This is a genomic window from Providencia sp. (genome assembly GCF_040396775.1).
Taxonomy (GTDB): Bacteria; Pseudomonadota; Gammaproteobacteria; order Enterobacterales; family Enterobacteriaceae; genus Providencia.
Genome location: NZ_JBEBNT010000008.1, coordinates 38,026 through 55,117 on the forward strand (window position 1 = coordinate 38,026; position 17,092 = coordinate 55,117).

General features: G+C 45.2%; 16 protein-coding genes and 1 other annotated feature. Of the genes, 11 read left to right on the forward strand and 5 right to left on the reverse strand.

What is annotated here, in order from left to right; translation table 11 throughout:
* The first annotated feature begins 56 nt into the window (after positions 1–56).
* A complete protein-coding gene (locus tag ABWP91_RS10665; protein WP_353243263.1) occupies positions 57–1,424 on the forward strand; it encodes an L-serine ammonia-lyase in 1,368 nt (455 codons plus the stop codon).
* Between the two features lie 70 nt (positions 1,425–1,494).
* Here ABWP91_RS10665 and ABWP91_RS10670 read toward each other — a convergent pair whose 3' ends face one another.
* The gene (locus tag ABWP91_RS10670) at positions 1,495–2,700 is read right to left on the reverse strand and encodes a serine hydrolase (RefSeq protein WP_353243264.1); all 1,206 of its coding nucleotides are present in this window, start codon (positions 2,698–2,700) and stop codon (positions 1,495–1,497) included.
* Positions 2,701–2,936: 236 nt separating this feature from the next.
* Between ABWP91_RS10670 and ABWP91_RS10675 the strand changes: the two genes are divergently transcribed.
* A complete protein-coding gene (locus ABWP91_RS10675) occupies positions 2,937–3,560 on the forward strand; it encodes a glutathione S-transferase family protein (RefSeq protein WP_353243265.1) in 624 nt (207 codons plus the stop codon).
* On the opposite strand, the gene ABWP91_RS10680 is transcribed toward ABWP91_RS10675, so the two are convergent.
* Positions 3,553–4,380: an SDR family oxidoreductase gene (locus ABWP91_RS10680; protein WP_353243266.1), complete on the reverse strand. Its 828-nt coding sequence runs from the start codon at positions 4,378–4,380 to the stop codon at positions 3,553–3,555. The genes ABWP91_RS10675 and ABWP91_RS10680 overlap by 8 nt on opposite strands.
* A gap of 267 nt (positions 4,381–4,647) precedes the next feature.
* Positions 4,648–4,774: a sequence feature (His leader region), on the forward strand.
* Between the two features lie 40 nt (positions 4,775–4,814).
* Between ABWP91_RS10680 and hisG the strand changes: the two genes are divergently transcribed.
* The 8 genes from hisG to hisIE are packed head-to-tail and all read left to right on the forward strand — an operon-like array spanning position 4,815 to position 11,891.
* On the forward strand, positions 4,815–5,714 hold the full coding sequence (hisG, locus tag ABWP91_RS10685; RefSeq protein WP_353243267.1) for an ATP phosphoribosyltransferase: 900 nt from the start codon (positions 4,815–4,817) through the stop codon (positions 5,712–5,714).
* A gap of 6 nt (positions 5,715–5,720) precedes the next feature.
* Entirely contained in the window at positions 5,721–7,037 is a 1,317-nt protein-coding gene (gene hisD / locus ABWP91_RS10690) for a histidinol dehydrogenase (protein ID WP_353243268.1), read from the forward strand.
* Positions 7,038–7,040: 3 nt separating this feature from the next.
* Positions 7,041–8,111: a histidinol-phosphate transaminase gene (hisC, locus tag ABWP91_RS10695; protein ID WP_353243269.1), complete on the forward strand. Its 1,071-nt coding sequence runs from the start codon at positions 7,041–7,043 to the stop codon at positions 8,109–8,111.
* Positions 8,112–8,124: 13 nt separating this feature from the next.
* Positions 8,125–9,192 (forward strand): bifunctional histidinol-phosphatase/imidazoleglycerol-phosphate dehydratase HisB, encoded by a 1,068-nt coding sequence (hisB, locus tag ABWP91_RS10700; protein ID WP_219244197.1) that lies wholly within the window; start codon positions 8,125–8,127, stop codon positions 9,190–9,192.
* Positions 9,192–9,785 (forward strand): imidazole glycerol phosphate synthase subunit HisH, encoded by a 594-nt coding sequence (gene hisH / locus ABWP91_RS10705; protein WP_353243270.1) that lies wholly within the window; start codon positions 9,192–9,194, stop codon positions 9,783–9,785. The genes hisB and hisH overlap by 1 nt, the downstream gene beginning before the upstream one ends.
* Positions 9,786–9,790: 5 nt before the next feature.
* Positions 9,791–10,528 carry a 1-(5-phosphoribosyl)-5-[(5-phosphoribosylamino)methylideneamino]imidazole-4-carboxamide isomerase gene (gene hisA / locus ABWP91_RS10710; RefSeq protein WP_353243271.1) on the forward strand — a complete coding sequence of 246 codons (738 nt, stop codon included), beginning with the start codon at positions 9,791–9,793 and terminating at the stop codon, positions 10,526–10,528.
* On the forward strand, positions 10,510–11,286 hold the full coding sequence (gene hisF, locus ABWP91_RS10715; RefSeq protein WP_219244200.1) for an imidazole glycerol phosphate synthase subunit HisF: 777 nt from the start codon (positions 10,510–10,512) through the stop codon (positions 11,284–11,286). The genes hisA and hisF overlap by 19 nt, the downstream gene beginning before the upstream one ends.
* Positions 11,280–11,891 (forward strand): bifunctional phosphoribosyl-AMP cyclohydrolase/phosphoribosyl-ATP diphosphatase HisIE, encoded by a 612-nt coding sequence (gene hisIE, locus ABWP91_RS10720; protein WP_353243272.1) that lies wholly within the window; start codon positions 11,280–11,282, stop codon positions 11,889–11,891. The genes hisF and hisIE overlap by 7 nt, the downstream gene beginning before the upstream one ends.
* Positions 11,892–12,087: 196 nt before the next feature.
* Here the strand turns inward: hisIE and ABWP91_RS10725 are convergent, their stop codons facing one another.
* Together ABWP91_RS10725 and ABWP91_RS10730 are read right to left on the reverse strand one after the other, a co-directional pair.
* Positions 12,088–13,074, reverse strand: coding sequence for an ABC transporter substrate-binding protein (locus tag ABWP91_RS10725; RefSeq protein ID WP_353243273.1), 987 nt, complete (start codon positions 13,072–13,074; stop codon positions 12,088–12,090).
* A 55-nt stretch (positions 13,075–13,129) separates the two neighbouring features.
* The gene (locus ABWP91_RS10730) at positions 13,130–15,307 is read right to left on the reverse strand and encodes a TonB-dependent receptor (protein ID WP_502935807.1); all 2,178 of its coding nucleotides are present in this window, start codon (positions 15,305–15,307) and stop codon (positions 13,130–13,132) included.
* 403 nt (positions 15,308–15,710) lie between these two features.
* On the opposite strand from ABWP91_RS10730, the gene ABWP91_RS10735 reads away from it, so the two are divergent.
* The gene (locus ABWP91_RS10735; protein ID WP_255586413.1) at positions 15,711–16,139 is read left to right on the forward strand and encodes a YbaK/EbsC family protein; all 429 of its coding nucleotides are present in this window, start codon (positions 15,711–15,713) and stop codon (positions 16,137–16,139) included.
* A 47-nt stretch (positions 16,140–16,186) separates the two neighbouring features.
* Here the strand turns inward: ABWP91_RS10735 and ABWP91_RS10740 are convergent, their stop codons facing one another.
* Complete coding sequence (locus ABWP91_RS10740; RefSeq protein WP_353243275.1) at positions 16,187–16,828, reverse strand: CatB-related O-acetyltransferase; 642 nt, start codon at positions 16,826–16,828, stop codon at positions 16,187–16,189.
* Positions 16,829–17,092 lie beyond the last annotated feature (264 nt).

Here is a 17,092-nt window from a genome sequence, read left to right on the forward strand (position 1 = left end):
ATTAATAATGATAGCTACCTGATTTCAATGACTTTCTACAAAAGGAAGCACTGAATATGATTAGTGTATTTGATATCTTCAAAATCGGTATCGGCCCTTCAAGTTCCCACACCGTCGGCCCAATGAAAGCGGGCAAACAATTCGTTGATGACCTTATCGCACAAAATTTACTGGCTAACACAACGCGCATAGCCGTTGACGTTTACGGCTCGCTGTCTCTGACAGGTAAAGGCCATGCTACCGATATGGCTATCATCATGGGTCTTGCGGGTAACTTACCTGATACCATTGATATTGACGCTATTCCTGCATTTATGCGCAACGTCGAACAAACAGGTAAACTTTTGCTTGCCCAAGGGCAACATGAAGTTGATTTCCCTGTCGATGGTGGCATGAATTTTCACAGCACAAATTTACCACTCCATGAAAATGGCATGACGATCACCGCATTTGCGGGTGATGATGTTCTGTATACCAAAAATTATTACTCGATTGGAGGTGGGTTTATCGTCGATGAAGACCATTTTGGCCAAACCGATGAAAACGCAGTCCAAGTCCCTTATCCTTTTAAATATGCGGCTGATTTGCAAAAACATTGCAAAGAAACGGGTTTATCACTTTCTGCGCTCGTTATGCAAAATGAATTAGCGCTACGCAGCAAAGAAGAGATTCATCAGTACCTGTCTTCTGTTTGGGATGTGATGAAAGCGGGTATTGAACGCGGCGTGACTACCGAAGGTTTATTACCGGGGCCACTGCGTGTTCCGCGCCGTGCAGCAGCATTACGCCGCCAATTAGTTACCTCTGATAGCACTAACATGGACCCAATGGCGGTTATTGATTGGATCAATATGTACGCCCTTGCTGTCAATGAAGAGAACGCCGCGGGCGGGCGTGTAGTAACAGCACCAACTAACGGCGCCTGTGGGATTGTTCCTGCGGTACTCGCCTATTACGATAAATTCATTCGCCCTGTAAATGAAAACTCCTATACCCGTTATTTCCTCGTTTCAGGGGTAATTGGTGCATTGTATAAAATGAATGCATCCATTTCAGGAGCTGAAGTAGGTTGCCAAGGTGAAGTTGGTGTTGCCTGTTCAATGGCAGCTGCGGGGCTTGCGGAGTTAATGGGCGGTAGCCCTGAGCAAGTGTGCATCGCCGCTGAAATTGCGATGGAGCATAACCTCGGCCTTACTTGCGACCCTGTTGGTGGTCAAGTCCAAGTTCCGTGTATTGAGCGTAATGCGATAGCTTCCGTCAAAGCGGTTAACGCCGCACGTATGGCGCTACGCCGCGTCAGTGACCCACGTGTTTGTCTCGATAAAGTGATTGAGACAATGTATGAAACGGGTAAAGACATTAACGCTAAATATCGTGAAACCTCCCAAGGTGGTTTAGCGATTAAACTCGCACATTGTGAATAATTCATTCACTGACTGATAAAAAAACGCCTGCGGTTGCAGGCGTTTTCGTTAACTAGACATGAATTATCGATTAACCAAAAATCGCACTCCACCAGCCACTAATGGTTTTCATGATGTAATCCCAGATACGCCCAAAGAAGCCTGCCTCTTCAACCGCGGATTTTGCCACCAGTGGGTGCTGCTCAATCACTTCATCATTCAGAATAAAATTGATCGTCCCGACTGTTTGGTTTTTCGCTAATGGCGCTTCTAACGAATCATTAGTCATTTGAATATCCACTTTCAGGTTTTTCAGTTGACCTTTCGGGATGGTGATAGAGACATCACCGGCTGCGCCCAGGGCGACTTCAGAAGTATCGCCAAACCAAACCCGCTGCGTTTTCAACGTCGCGTCTGCTTTAATAGGGGTAACGGTTTCGAAAAAACGAAAGCCCCAAGTAAGCAGTTTTTCACTTTCAGTAAAACGTACACGGTCACTCGGCGCACCAAGCACAACCGAGATCAAACGCATATCCCCTTCTGTTGCCGATGCCACTAAGTTATGGCCTGCGCCACTCGTGTGCCCCGTTTTCACGCCATCCACCTTTAAGTTTTGATTCCATAACAAACGGTTACGGTTAGGTTGGCGAATTTTATTGAAGGTAAATTCTTTTTCTTTATGCAGCGCATATTCATCAGGGACGTCACGGATCATCGCTTGTGTTAATAATGCCATGTCGCGTGCAGTGCTGTATTGCCCTTCAGAATCAAGGCCATGCACTGTTTTAAAATGTGTATTTTTCAAACCAATTTGTTGCACATATTGATTCATTAAGCTTACAAATGAATCTTGGCTCCCTGCAACATAGTCCGCGAGGGCAATACTGGCATCGTTACCCGATTGAATAACAATCCCTTTATTTAAATCCAATACTGAAACACGGTCTTTTGGCTTCAAAAACATCAATGAAGAGCCTTTCAGAACAGGGTTTCCTGTCGCCCATGCATCTTCACCAACCGTCACCATGTCCTGCGTGGTTATTTTCCCCGCCTTCACAGCCTGACCAATCACATAACTTGTCATGATCTTGGTTAAACTGGCTGGGTCTAAACGTTCATCAGGGTTACCTGATGCTAAGATTTTCCCACTGTTGTAGTCCATTAGGACATACGCTTTGGCATCGATTTGAGGAGCAACCGGTGTCTCGGCCGCGTAAACACTGGTGCTAACGGCAATCAAAAGACTCAACCCAATACCAGCGCGGCGGGTTTTTAGGGGCAATAAATTTTTACTCATCGGTTATTCCTTCACTTAACTTAATGCTACACATTTAAAATGACTATCGTTGTACTCACCATCACTAAACGATGAACCCTTCGCCGTGATAAAAATTGCTAACTCATCATAATATAAGGCTTTATTTACCTTATGACCACCGATAGGAAATAAAGATTTGCCTGAAAGCGAATTTAATCTATCTTAACTATGGTTAATGATATGGCTAATGACAAAAAATCAATTAGGAGACTGCAATGTTAACTGTCTGGGGACGTGCCAATTCTTCCAATGTCAAAAAAGTACTTTGGTGCTTAGAAGAATTAAATGTGGCTTATAATCAAAAAGATGTGGGTGGCCCATTTGGTGGGCTTGATACACCTGAATATAAAAAAATGAATCCAAACAGCACAATCCCAACTTTACAGGATGATGACTTTGCGCTGTGGGAATCAAATGCGATTTTACGTTACCTTACGGAAAAGTTTGATCACTCTCACTTATTACTCGCAAAGGACGTACAAGAAAGAGCCGCAGCGGATAAATGGATGGATTGGAGCAATGCGAATTTATTCGATCACATCAAACAGATGATGAACAAAATCGCCCGTGTCCCAGAAGCAGATAGAGACCCAGAACAGGCAAAAATTATTTATGCCAATATCAACAAATTACTGCAAATTGCCGATGACGCCTTAGCCCATCAGGCCTATTTTAGCGGCGATAAATTCGGTATTGCCGATATCGCCATTGCACCATTATTTTACCCATGGCACGAAATTGTCACCGAACGCCCTGAGTTTAAAAACTTAGAGCGCTGGTACCAGCAGCTCACCATACGCCCTGCGTTCCAAAAAATTGTGATGATCCCAATTAAATAGTCATTAACATGCTATTCGGGTTTGGGTATTGGTATTCAAACCCGATTTCTTGGCAGATACGATTGCCGTTAATTACTTTACCTTCAGGCTCATTCACTGAGTTAATAAACTCATGGGGAACGAGCCCCAATGATTTCGCCGCTTGGGTATAAAACGCTTGTCGCGTTGGGTGAATAGGTGCGCACAAGTTATAAAGATATCCGCCCTCTGGTTGGTTAAGTAATGCGAGAATAGCTTCAATAACATCATCTTGATGCACCATATTCACAGGCTGCATGGCACCTTTAACCCCAGTTTTACCGGCTAAAAAACGCCCTGCATGACGTTTTTCCCCTACTAATCCTGCTAAACGCAGTATATCCACAGAGATATTTGGCAATTGATGTAACCAATTTTCGGTATCAATCAACGCCTGTGCGGAAGCCGTTACACCTTCTAACGGAGAATCCTCCGTCATTTCGCCATTTTGCTCTCCATACACCGCCGTCGAAGAGGTAAAAATTACTTTGGGCACCTTGAAAATAATAGCGCTGTTTACCAACGTTTCAATTGCTGACACATAGTGTTCCACATTCACCTTAGAGGGCGGCAACAAAATGACCAGCGCATCACTGCCTTCCATTAATTGCGTTAAATCGTCGGCGTCACACTCTAACTCAGGCGTCAGTTTTAGTGAGTAACACTCAATACCTACCCCCCGTACCGCCTCGATGCCATCTGGTGTCGTTTTGGTTCCCACCACTTGAATGCCCTTAGCTAATAGAGCCTGCGCGAGTGGCAACCCCACCCACCCCAATCCAATAATCGTGACTTTTTTCATGTTTCGACTCCAAATCTGCTAAGGCGATGAGTTTTTTCTTAGATTAGCTGAAAACCATAAAACTTCCGAATAGATTTTCGAGGGGATTAATCACTGTAAAACCTGCTCAACGAATTATTATTGGTTATTTTTTAAAAAAAGGTTGCATTCATAGGGGGAAATCGGATAGGTTGGATACCAATGAGTATTTAGTTAGCACAGTGAATGTTTAGTCATTCAGTTAAATAACAGAACGGAAGACATTATGAATCGTATTTCACGCAACCATCATCATCACCATCATCCTGATTAGTCTTTTGGGCGATGTGTGCTGGAAGACGATCAACGAATCTTCCGGTGGCTGAAATGCAAATTAGAGAACCCTCGGAAGATAATCTTCCGAGGGTTTTTTTATATTAAAACAAAAAGTTACTAAAGGAATATGGGGTAAGGTTATGTTGGATAAATCACGTTTACGTATTGCAATTCAAAAGTCAGGTCGTTTAAGCGAAGAATCAAGAGAGTTACTGGCGCGCTGCGGGATCAAAATCAATTTACAACAACAACGTTTGATTGCTTATGCAGAAAATATGCCTATTGATTTACTTCGCGTTCGCGATGACGATATTCCAGGGCTGGTCATGGACGGTGTTGTGGACTTAGGTATTATCGGTGAAAACGTCCTTGAAGAAGAGTTATTAAACCGCCGTGCTCAAGGGGAAGACCCGCAGTACAAAACATTGCGCCGTTTAGATTTTGGTGGATGCCGTCTGTCTTTAGCTGCACCATTAGATTTCAACTACACCGGTGCTGAATGCTTAAATGGCTCTCGCGTTGCCACCTCTTACCCACACTTGCTAAAACGCTACTTCGACCAAAAAGGCATTCAGTTTAAATCTTGCTTACTGAACGGTTCAGTCGAGGTCGCCCCTCGCGCAGGCTTAGCTGATGCTATCTGTGACCTCGTTTCAACGGGGGCAACCTTAGAAGCCAATGGCCTGAAAGAAGTGGAAGTAATTTATCGCTCTAAAGCCTGTTTAATTCAGCGCGATGGCGAAATGTCCGCCGATAAACAACAGCTTATCAACCGTATGATGACCCGTATTCAAGGTGTTATCCAAGCCCGTGAGTCCAAATACATCATGCTGCACGCACCAAGTGAAACGCTGGATGAAATTATTGCACTGCTGCCAGGTGCTGAACGCCCAACTATCCTGCCATTAGCGGGTGACCACAGCCGTGTTGCTATGCACATGGTCAGCTCAGAAACTTTATTCTGGGAAACCATGGAGAAACTAAAAGCATTAGGTGCAAGTTCAATCCTTGTTCTGCCAATCGAAAAAATGATGGAGTAAGTCGTCATGGAAATGGGATTCAACCAGCCAATTCGCTGGGCAGATTGCAATGAACAACAACAAAACGCATTACTGATGCGCCCTGCTATTGCTGCCTCTGGCAGCATTAGTTCAGCGGTCAGTGACATTATCGACCAAGTCCGCCGTGAGGGCGATAGCGCCCTCCAAGCCCTAAGCCGACGTTTCGATAAAACCGAAATTGACACAGTGCGTGTTGCGCCAAATGCCGTCAATGAGGCCGAAACACGCTTAGGCGATGAGATTAAAACGGCCATGAAAACCGCGATTAGCAATATTCGCCGTTTTCACGAAGCGCAGATCCCCGCGCCCATTACCGTAGAAACCCAAGCGGGTGTTGTTTGCCAGCAAGTCACGCGCCCAATTGATGCAGTTGGTTTGTATATTCCGGGTGGCTCGGCGCCGCTATTATCAACCGTCATGATGTTAGGCACTCCAGCCAACATCGCAGGTTGCCGCAACATTATTTTATGTTCACCACCGCCTATTGCCGATGAAATTCTGTATGCAGCAAAACTGTGTGGCATTACAGAGATTTTCCAAGTCGGTGGTGCGCAAGCGATTGCCGCCATGGCCTTTGGCACACAAAGCATTCCTGCGGTCGATAAAATTTTTGGCCCAGGTAACGCTTATGTGACCGAAGCAAAACGCCAAGTAAGCCAAAGCCACGAAGGCGCCGCAATTGATATGCCAGCGGGGCCGTCTGAAGTATTAGTAATTGCAGATAGCCAAGCGAACCCTGCGTTTACCGCCTCTGACTTGCTATCTCAAGCAGAGCACGGCCCAGATTCCCAAGTCATTTTATTAACCAATGATGAAAACTTTGCCCAGCGCGTGATTGCGGAAACAGAAAAACAACTCGCCCAGCTATCTCGTGCCGCGATTGCCAGAGAAGCCCTGAGTGCCAGCCGCGTCATTATTGCTGACTCTATCAAACAATGTGTGGAAATCAGTAACCGTTACGGGCCAGAGCACTTGATTTTACAAACTCGTGATGCCGATGATTTAGTCGCGAGTATCACCAGCGCAGGGTCAGTGTTTGTGGGGGATTGGTCACCAGAATCTGCTGGGGATTATGCATCAGGCACCAATCACGTTTTACCGACCTATGGCTATACAGCAACCTATTCAAGCCTCGGCCTTGCGGATTTTATGAAACGCATGACGGTGCAAAAGCTGTCTAAACAAGGTTTACTCGGCTTAGCCAACACCATTGAAACGTTAGCGCAGGCGGAACAACTGACTGCCCACAAAAATGCGGTGACTTTACGCGTCGCAGAACTTAAAAAACAAAATCAGGAGTAAGTCATGAGCCAAAAATTTAATGCCGCCAGCCTTGCGCGTGAAAATGTCAAAACCATGACTCCGTATATGTCCGCACGCCGTTTAGGAGGAAATGGGGACGTATGGCTCAACGCGAACGAATACCCTATTGCCCCTGATTACCAATTTAGTGAGCGCAATTTAAACCGCTACCCAGAATGCCAACCTGTGGCAGTGATCAATAACTATGCGACCTACGCAGGCATTACCCCAGAGCAAGTCTTAGTGTGCCGTGGTGCGGATGAATCCATTGAATTACTGATCCGCGCATTTTGCGAACCAAGCAAAGATGCCGTGATGTTCTGCCCTCCGACATACGGCATGTACAGCGTTAGCGCCGAAACCTTTGGCGTCGAACAGAAGAAAATTATGGCTCTGCCAGATTGGTCATTAAATGTAGCGTCTATTCGCGAAAACCTAACGAATACCAAACTGATTTATATTTGCAGCCCAAATAACCCAACGGGTAACATTATCGATAACAAAGACTTACTGGAAGTGTTAGAGATGGCCGCAGGCCGCGCACTGGTGGTGGTCGATGAAGCCTATATTGAGTTTTGCCCACAATACAGTGTCGCAAACTGGTTAGCAAAATACCCAAATCTGGTGATTTTAAGAACCTTATCAAAAGCTTTTGCGTTAGCAGGCCTGCGCTGTGGCTTCACACTCGCGTCACCTGAAGTCATTGAGGTTTTATTAAAAGTTATCGCCCCTTACCCGTTATCAACCCCAGTAGCGATGATTGCGGCTCAAGCCCTTGATGCACAAGGCATCGCCACCATGAAAAGCCGTGTCGCGACGGTAACGGAAAACCGCATAGCCCTGTCTGAAGCACTACGTGGTTTATCTGTTGTCGAAAAAATTTACCCAAGCGAAACCAACTATATTTTGGTGCGTTTTACTGACGGCAATAAAGTGTTTAAAGCCCTGTGGGATCAAGGCATTATCTTACGTGACCAAAGCAAGCAGCCGGGGCTGGAAAATTGCCTGCGCATTACTATCGGGACAGAAATTGAAAATGTCCGTGTTATTGAAGCTATTGAAGCACTTTGCTAATTAGGAATGACTCATGAGCCAGAAAATTTTATTTATCGACCGTGATGGAACATTAATTACCGAGCCACCGACTGATTTTCAAGTGGATAGCTTAAGTAAACTCGCCTTCGAAAAGGCCGTTATTCCAAGCTTACTTGCTCTGCAAAAAGCCAATTACCGTTTAGTCATGATAACCAACCAAGACGGCTTAGGCACCGATAGCTTCCCGACCGCAGACTTTGAGCCACCACACAACTTGATGATGCAAGTTTTTGAATCACAAGGCGTAAAATTTGATGAAGTGCTGATTTGCCCGCACAAGCCTGAAGATAACTGTGCTTGTCGCAAACCTAAACTTCAGTTAGTTGAGCGTTACTTAGACAGCAATGTGCTCGACAGCGACAATAGCTATGTCATCGGTGACCGTGAAACAGATATCCAACTAGCGAAAAACATGGGGATCAAAGGGTTACGCTATAGCGCGACCGACCTCGATTGGGAAACCATCACTGCCCAATTAACCAAACGCGACCGCCATGCACGTGTGGAGCGCGTCACTAAAGAGACCAATATTCTGGTGGAGGTTTGGCTAGACCAAGAAGGCGGCAGCAAAATTAATACGGGCGTTGGATTCTTTGACCACATGCTAGACCAAATCGCAACCCACGGTGGTTTCCGCTTAAATGTTGAAGTCAAAGGAGATTTATTTATCGATGACCACCACACCGTCGAAGACACTGGCCTTGCTTTAGGCGAAGCGCTGAGAGTGGCGCTGGGCGATAAACGCGGCATCGCGCGCTTTGGCTTTGTGCTACCAATGGATGAGTGCCAAGCACGCTGTGCACTGGATATTTCAGGGCGCCCTCACCTTGAATATAAAGCTGAATTTAAATACCAACGCGTGGGCGATTTAAGCACCGAAATGATTGAGCACTTCTTTAGTTCGCTGTCTTACGCGATGGGTTGTACGTTGCACTTGAAAACCAAAGGGAAAAACGATCACCACAAAGCGGAAAGCTTATTTAAAGTGTTTGGTCGCACATTGCGCCAAGCCATTCGTGTTGAAGGGGATACGTTACCAAGCTCAAAAGGGGTTCTTTGATGAACGTTGTCATCCTTGATACAGGCTGTGCAAATTTAGCGTCGGTTACTTATGCGGTGCAACGCCTAGGTTATAACCCTGTGGTAAGCCGTGATACCAACACCATTTTACAAGCCGACAAGGTGTTTTTACCCGGTGTGGGCACCGCAAGTGCAGCGATGGAAAAGCTCGTAGAACGTGAATTAGTGCCCTTAATCAGAGCATTGACTCAACCTGTTTTAGGGATTTGTTTAGGCATGCAATTACTCGGCAGCATCAGCGAAGAAGGCCAAACGGAAATTCCATTACTTGGACTGATTGATAGCCCTGTGCGTAAAATGGATGCCAATGGCTTACCCGTTCCTCACAGCGGCTGGAACCAAGTAAAAGCGCTCGCGGGGAACCCGTTATTTAAAGGGATTGGTGATGATGCTTATTTCTATTTTGTGCACAGCTATTCGATGCCAATTTCAGAAAATACTATTGCACAAACCCAATACGGCAACCCATTTAGCAGTGCCGTGAATCGCGACAACTTTTTCGGCGTGCAATTTCACCCTGAACGTTCAGGTGCCGCTGGTGCTCGCTTGATTCAAAACTTTTTGGAGATGTAAGAACCATGATCATTCCTGCATTAGATTTAATTGATGGCACCGTCGTGCGGTTACATCAAGGGGATTACGCCAAGCAAACGGATTACGGCACTGACCCACTACCGCGTTTACAACAATATGAAAAAGAAGGCGCGACGCTCCTACACCTTGTGGATTTAACAGGCGCAAAAGACCCGCAAAAACGCCAAATTCCACTGCTGAAAAAACTGTTAGCAGGCGTGAGTGTACCCGTACAAGTGGGCGGCGGTATTCGCACCGAAGACGACGTCAAAGCATTATTAGATGCAGGCGCGACTCGTGTGGTGATTGGCTCAACCGCTGTCACCAAACCTGAACTAGTCAAAACCTGGTTTGAAACCTACGGCGGTGAAGCAATTGTGTTGGCGTTAGATGTGCGGATCAATGCCGAAGGTGTGAAAGAAATCGCCATTAGTGGCTGGCAAGAAAACTCCAATTTAACCTTAGAACAAGCCATTGAAATCTATCGTCCTTATGGCTTAAAACATGTCCTTTGTACCGATATTTCAAAAGATGGCACGCTGGCAGGCTCCAACGTCAATTTGTACCAAGAAATCAGCCAGAAATTCCCTGATATTGCGTTTCAGGCCTCTGGTGGTATTGGTAATTTAGCAGATATCGCGGCTATTCCAGCGTCAGGCGCCGCTGGGGTTATCGTGGGTAGAGCATTACTTGAAGGTAAATTTACCGTTGCGGAGGCAATCGAATGTTGGCAAAACGCATAATTCCGTGTTTGGATGTTCGCGACGGGCAAGTTGTTAAAGGTGTGCAATTTCGTAACCACGAAATTATCGGTGATATCGTGCCATTAGCGCAGCGCTATGCCCAAGAAGGTGCTGACGAGCTGGTTTTTTATGATATTACTGCGTCGTCTGATGGCCGTGTTGTCGATAAAAGCTGGGTCGCTAAAGTCGCTGAAGTAATTGATATCCCGTTCTGCGTAGCAGGCGGTATTAAGAGTGTGGAAGATGCGGCGCAAATTTTGTCTTTTGGCGCGGATAAGATTTCCATTAACTCCCCTGCACTGTCTGACCCAACGTTAATCACCCGTTTAGCTGACCGCTTTGGCGTTCAGTGCATCGTCGTGGGCATTGATACGTGGTTCGATGACAGCACCAATGAATACCAAGTGTACCAGTTTACAGGGGATGAAAAACGCACCACACAAACCCGTTGGAAAACCTTGGATTGGGTCAAAGAAGCCCAGCAACGCGGCGCGGGGGAAATCGTCCTAAATATGATGAACCAAGATGGTGTACGCCAAGGGTATGATCTGGTACAACTGAAAAAAGTGCGTGAAGTTTGCCAAGTGCCACTGATTGCTTCAGGGGGCGCAGGTGAAAAAGTTCACTTCCTTGATGCCTTTGCTGATGCAGGTGTTGATGGTGCCTTAGCCGCTTCCGTCTTCCACAAACAAATTATTAATATCGGTGACTTAAAACAATACCTAGCCGAAAATGGAGTTCAAATTAGAGTATGTTAACCACAGAACAATGTAGCCAACTGGCATGGCAAAAAGTCGATAACCTAATGCCGGTTATCGTACAACACGCGGTTTCAGGGGATGTACTGATGCTAGGGTACATGAACCCTGAAGCGCTGCAAGTCACCTTAGACAGCCGCAAAGTGACCTTTTATTCAAGAACCAAACAGCGTTTGTGGACAAAAGGGGAAACGTCCAATAATTTTTTAAATTTAGTGGATATTTACTCTGATTGCGATAGCGACACTTTATTAGCGCTTGCCCTACCAGATGGCCCAACCTGCCATAACGGCACGCAAAGCTGTTTTGCACCAGCACAAAGCGATTGGGGCTTTTTATTTGAGCTAGAAACGCTGTTAAAAGAGCGCAAAACAGCATCGCCTGAAAGCTCTTATACTGCTCGCCTCTATGCCAGCGGCACAAAACGTATTGCACAAAAAGTGGGTGAGGAAGGGGTTGAAACCGCACTGGCCGCAACCGTTAATGACCGCGCTGAATTAACAAACGAAGCCGCGGATTTGATGTACCACTTAATGGTGTTACTGCAAGACCAGGACCTCGATTTAAGCACGATTATCAAACGCTTAAAAGAACGTCACCAGTAATTGAAACACTGCCTGCTTAGCAGGCAGTGTGGTTGTTGACAAAGCAGGATAAAAGCGTGGTTTTTCCTGCTTTGTGTTATCAGCCGAAAATCAATAATTTGATTTTCCTTTGTTTTTTTCAAAATCTATCCAACCTGCAGTCAAACCTAATCGGTTTGTCAGCAGTCTGACTGCCAGCCTCACTGGCAGTGTTGTTTTATGGGTGCAAAATATTATCGATTTGCGCCTCACTCAGTGAAATACCAAAGAATTTCAGGTAGAAATCTGCCGTTTCTTGCTGCATATCGATATCCGCAAAACGCTCTGGGTACAGCGTTTGAGCTAGCCATAAAAACTGCAACGCTTCTTCAGATGTTTCACGACACCACCAAAACATGCCTTTCGGGTTCACATACACTTGCTGATTTTTGACCGCGTCGATCTCTTGCCATTGGGAGGACGATTTGATGATATTGGCATCTTCCTTGTTCATCGCTACAATCACATCGGGGTTCGCTGAGATAATCGTTTCCAGTAATACCTCACCTGAGTTATTTTTCTTATCTGCAAACCATGTTTCTGCCACATTTTTTGCCCCTGCTAAATCCATCCAATCTTGATTTAACGACGGTCGCCCCGAGGTAAACAACGTACTTCCCATACTGTGGTAAACCGTGCGTTTTTCCGTTTCCGTTAAGCCCGACAGCCGCGCATTAACCAATGCCACATTACGGTCGAAATAACGTTGGTATTCAATCGCTTTGCTTTGCGCATCTGGGCCCAGCTCTTTTGCGGTAGCCTGTACCCTTTCTTGTAATGATTTTAAAGAGTTAGCGGGGTATTCAACCACTTTTACCCCTGCACTTTCTAATAAATCACGCTGTGGGACTTCCATTCCTTTGGCAACAAACAGTAATTCCGTACGTAATGAAATGATCTGTTCGGGACTCAGTTGGTTGCTAATGCTGATCACTGGAACATCATCAATATTTGGTAGCATTTGGCGAAACAACGGGATTTTTTTCGCAATCACCGAGGTGCCGACAATTTGCTCGCCGTAACCAAGCATCATAATAATGGTATTTTGTGCTGGCCAAGGTGTCGCGATGCGCAATTGCGGGTTATCTGTCTTCGCCTGTATTGCACTGCCCATGAACAGCCCAAACAGTAAAATGACCGATTGCAGGAAAATTGTTTTTCTCATATTTATCACACCGCTTTACCTTGATGTAAAACGGCGTGCTCCTAGACTTTTATCATTAGAAATCAAACGTAACCGTTGCGCGAACTTCACGGCCTGCACCTAAGAAGGCACTCCCCCCACGACCTTCACCATTGATCCCTGATGGGAAGATGGATGCCCAGTAACGTTCATCAGTGATGTTATTCACCGATAAGCGAACCGTTGTGGGAGTTTGATTGATTTTTGTGCTGTAGCGCGTACCAAGATCTAATGTCGTGTAACTTCCCGCCCAACTGGTGTTAGTATCATTAGCCGCACGTTTACCGGTGTAATGCACATTAGCGCTATACACCAATTCAGGCATGGATGGCAGGGCATATTCCACTAACATGTTGGCTTGGACTTTAGGCACCCCAACAACACGTTTATCACGCGCTTCGATTTTTTTCGTGTCTTTTAGTTTCGGGTCTAAGAAAGTAATCCCACTATAAACATTTAGCCCTTGCCAAACATGGCCTGTGGCCGTGAGCTCAAGCCCTCTGTTGACTTGTTCCCCTTGTTTACGAAATACATCATTATTATCGACATAAGCAAATGGGCGCTCTAAATGAAACAGTGCCGCACCGAGGTTTAAATCAGCCACATCCGCTTTAATCCCAATTTCATATTGCTTACTGCGATAGGCATCAAGCGTTTGCCCTTCATTTTTAATACCATTATTTAATGGCGCAGTATCACCCTCTTCCAGAGAATCCGCATAACTCACGTAAGTCATCACTTGCGGGGTGATTTTATACATCACCGCCGCTTGTGGGCTTAGCCCGTTATCATGAGTTTGGCTGGTTTTATGATGTTGTTTGTCAAAGCTTCGGCTTTCAATCCAGCTTTGGCTCAAATACAACATTGCTGACCACTGCGGGTCGAAAGTAATAGTGTCACCTACGGTGATACTTTGTTGACGGTTTTCGCTGGCTTTATAACGGGATCCACCTGTATGGATACGCCCATCAGATGGCTCTTCCATCGGTGAAGGGTTGAACATATTGGTTGAACCTAAATTTCGCTTAATGCTGCCATCTTTAGCACTGTAAATTGACCAAAAATAGCCGTTGGTGGCGAATGATAAATCATGGTCAATGGAGCCCGTTTCCACATGGCCATTGAGCACCGCAGAGTTACTCAGAACGCGAAAACGCCCTGATGCAGGGGAGTCTGATAATGAGCGTTTTATCCCACCTTGATTATCAACAATTTGGCTTGAAACCGTGCGCATCGCCCTATCCGCTTGTTGGAAGCCAACACCTGCTGTCAATTTCCAATCTTCATTGAAGTCATGAATTAAACGAGTGCTAACGGTATCGGTGGTTAAATTATTCCCCGCGGTATGCAGAGCTAAGTTTTTATCTTGTGGGTTTGGTGCTTTGGGTAATTTAATGTCAAGGCCATAGCTAAAGCTGCCAACATAACCTTTTTGCACAAAGTTGTAGTGGCTGGCGTTAAGTTGCAATTGTGTGCCTGGATGAATGTTCCAATCAAAAGCAACCGATGCCAGCTTGCGGCGTAAGGTGCTATCTTTTAAGTTACCCGTCCCTTCTTCATCCATTAAATTCAAACGGTAACCAAAACGTTTATCGGCATCAAAATACCCCCCAAGGTCAACGTGCCCGCTGTAGGCGTTACGGCTTTGGTAACCTAATGATAAACGTTGAATATCTTCAGGGCGTTTGGCGGTGAAGTTAAACTGCCCTGCGGGGCTCGCTGGGCCATACAATGCCCCTGTTAAACTGTTGATGACATCTAAGCGGTCGAGCATTTCCACAGGGAATGCCGTTGTCGACACCATATAGAGCCCATCCAAGCGGCTATTGGCAACAACGCTACCTTGCATACCACGGCTTTGCGGACGACCGACATCCATCCCGCCGCGTGCTTGCATCTGTGCGCTTGGGGCGTATTTCAACAGCTCACTGACACTTTTCGCTTGCTGGTTATCAATCATTTCACGACTAATCGTGGTGGTTGAATAAGGGGTATCAATCCATTCCATATCGCCTAATGGCCCAAGGTCAATTTGAGAAGTAAAGAAACCCGCCCCCGCTTGGGCATCTGCGGTGACATCTGCCGGTGCTGCCGTGACTAACATTTTATCTTGTTTCGGTTTGCTGATTTGTTCGGAAACTTGAGCAGCAACGATGGATGGTGCGATCCCTGCGATCAGCGACGTTATGACATATAAGTGAGTTTTACGTTTCATGTTATCTATTTTCGTTATATAAAAATTTATATTACCGAGAATAAAACAGAGCGTAAATGATCAAGCTCAATTCTTAACAATATCCATTCTCATTATTAACATGAATTTGTTATTTACAACCAATTGAATTTATTAGGTAATAAAAACACCTCAGAATATACCGCAATAAAATCCGTGGATGGATGGGCAAAACAGGTAAAAACCGCATCTGATATGCAATTTATACTATTTCCCCAAATAGCCCCTTTATTGACTCTTACGTTTTGCGGTTGTATCTCCCAATGAACTTGTTATCATTCCTTGTTATTGAAGGGGTTTTAAAGGGAAGAAAACGGTGCCAGAGAACGTCATTTTTAGGCAATTAACGCAGTTATTAGATGAGAATCAAGCCAAATACCGTGTGATGGAGCACTCCACCGCAGGGAAATCAGAAGAAGTCGCGAAAATTCGTGGCACGCAATTAGGGCAAGGCGCTAAGGGTTTAGTCTGTCATGTAAAAGGGAATGGAGTGAAGCAACATGTTTTAGCCATTTTACCCGCGGACAAGCAAGCCGATTTAAGCAAAATCGCCATCGCCATTGGTGGAACTCGTGCATCACTGGCAAGCCCAAAAGAAGTGGATGAACTGACTCAGTGCGTATTTGGTGCGATCCCGCCGTTTAGCTTTCACCCAAATTTATTGCTTATTGCCGATCCGTTACTATTTGCACGTTTTGATGAACTGGCATTCAATGCAGGGACGTTAGAGCGGTCAATTATTTTAAATACACAAGATTATCAACGCATTGCACAGCCTACGTTGGTTGAATTTATTCGCACAGAAGAAAGCTAACCGCCTAATAGCAAAAAAGGGGATCCCGCGGAATCCCCTTATAACAATTACGAATGACGCTGTTGGTCATATTCGATACTGGCTTGTTTTAGTACCGGAAAATCAGAGCCACAAATCACACGCTTTAATGCAGTGAATTTTGCTTCTGGCCAATCATAGATTTTCAGTGCCAATAGCTCGGTAATGACTTCAGGTGCAAACCGATGTTTAACGGGCTTCGCAGGGTTCCCCCCCACAATGCAATAAGGTTCAACATCCTTCACGACCACACTGTTGGTCGCAATTATGGCACCCTCACCGATTTTGACACCGGGCATAATAAACGCCCGCATACCTATCCATGCACCGTCCCCAATAACCGTATCCCCTTTGCCAATATAAGCTTCCTCAATAAATTCAAGAAAAGGATACAAACAGAACCAGTCCATTCGATGGGTATGGTTTCCCCCCATCAAAATCACCGCTTCACTGCCAATGCAGACATAATCGCCGATATACAGTTGATCAACATCCCACGCAAGCTGCCAATCGCGACTTTGCTCATCCCCTTGCAAATAACGCACAACGGAATTTTCAAAGCCGTCATCCCAACAATCACTGTAATAGCTATGGCAGCCTTTAATATGAATGTTCGGGTTTTTCACAACTTCATGTAATAACTGATATTTTGACCAATGTTTCTTATTCATGGTAATAAACCTATTTTAACTGTTTATGATTACCATAGAACGCTTTCTATGGTGATGTATTCGCGCTCACAACACATCACCTTTAGCCACTCGGGGCTGTTTTAATAAGGGATTTACCATCTAACGCCCTCTCATAGGCTACCTATAAACTTATCATACAATATCATATTAATATAAATAAATACTATTATAGTAATAAATTAATGATTGAGTAATTAATAATTATTAAATTTTATTTCAGACTTAATTCAGAAATAAACACTT

Coding starts and splice junctions, on each gene's coding strand:
- ABWP91_RS10675 (WP_353243265.1), top strand. CDS start 2,937: ATGTTAACTGTCTGGGGACGTGCCAATTCTTCCAATGTCAAAAAAGTA.
- ABWP91_RS10725 (WP_353243273.1), bottom strand. CDS start 13,074: ATGAGAAAAACAATTTTCCTGCAATCGGTCATTTTACTGTTTGGGCTG.
- hisA (WP_353243271.1), top strand. CDS start 9,791: ATGATCATTCCTGCATTAGATTTAATTGATGGCACCGTCGTGCGGTTA.
- hisH (WP_353243270.1), top strand. CDS start 9,192: ATGAACGTTGTCATCCTTGATACAGGCTGTGCAAATTTAGCGTCGGTT.
- hisB (WP_219244197.1), top strand. CDS start 8,125: ATGAGCCAGAAAATTTTATTTATCGACCGTGATGGAACATTAATTACC.
- hisIE (WP_353243272.1), top strand. CDS start 11,280: ATGTTAACCACAGAACAATGTAGCCAACTGGCATGGCAAAAAGTCGAT.
- ABWP91_RS10670 (WP_353243264.1), bottom strand. CDS start 2,700: ATGAGTAAAAATTTATTGCCCCTAAAAACCCGCCGCGCTGGTATTGGG.
- ABWP91_RS10730 (WP_502935807.1), bottom strand. CDS start 15,307: ATGAAACGTAAAACTCACTTATATGTCATAACGTCGCTGATCGCAGGG.
- ABWP91_RS10735 (WP_255586413.1), top strand. CDS start 15,711: ATGGAGCACTCCACCGCAGGGAAATCAGAAGAAGTCGCGAAAATTCGT.
- ABWP91_RS10665 (WP_353243263.1), top strand. CDS start 57: ATGATTAGTGTATTTGATATCTTCAAAATCGGTATCGGCCCTTCAAGT.
- hisG (WP_353243267.1), top strand. CDS start 4,815: ATGTTGGATAAATCACGTTTACGTATTGCAATTCAAAAGTCAGGTCGT.
- ABWP91_RS10680 (WP_353243266.1), bottom strand. CDS start 4,380: ATGAAAAAAGTCACGATTATTGGATTGGGGTGGGTGGGGTTGCCACTC.
- ABWP91_RS10740 (WP_353243275.1), bottom strand. CDS start 16,828: ATGAATAAGAAACATTGGTCAAAATATCAGTTATTACATGAAGTTGTG.
- hisC (WP_353243269.1), top strand. CDS start 7,041: ATGAGCCAAAAATTTAATGCCGCCAGCCTTGCGCGTGAAAATGTCAAA.
- hisF (WP_219244200.1), top strand. CDS start 10,510: ATGTTGGCAAAACGCATAATTCCGTGTTTGGATGTTCGCGACGGGCAA.
- hisD (WP_353243268.1), top strand. CDS start 5,721: ATGGAAATGGGATTCAACCAGCCAATTCGCTGGGCAGATTGCAATGAA.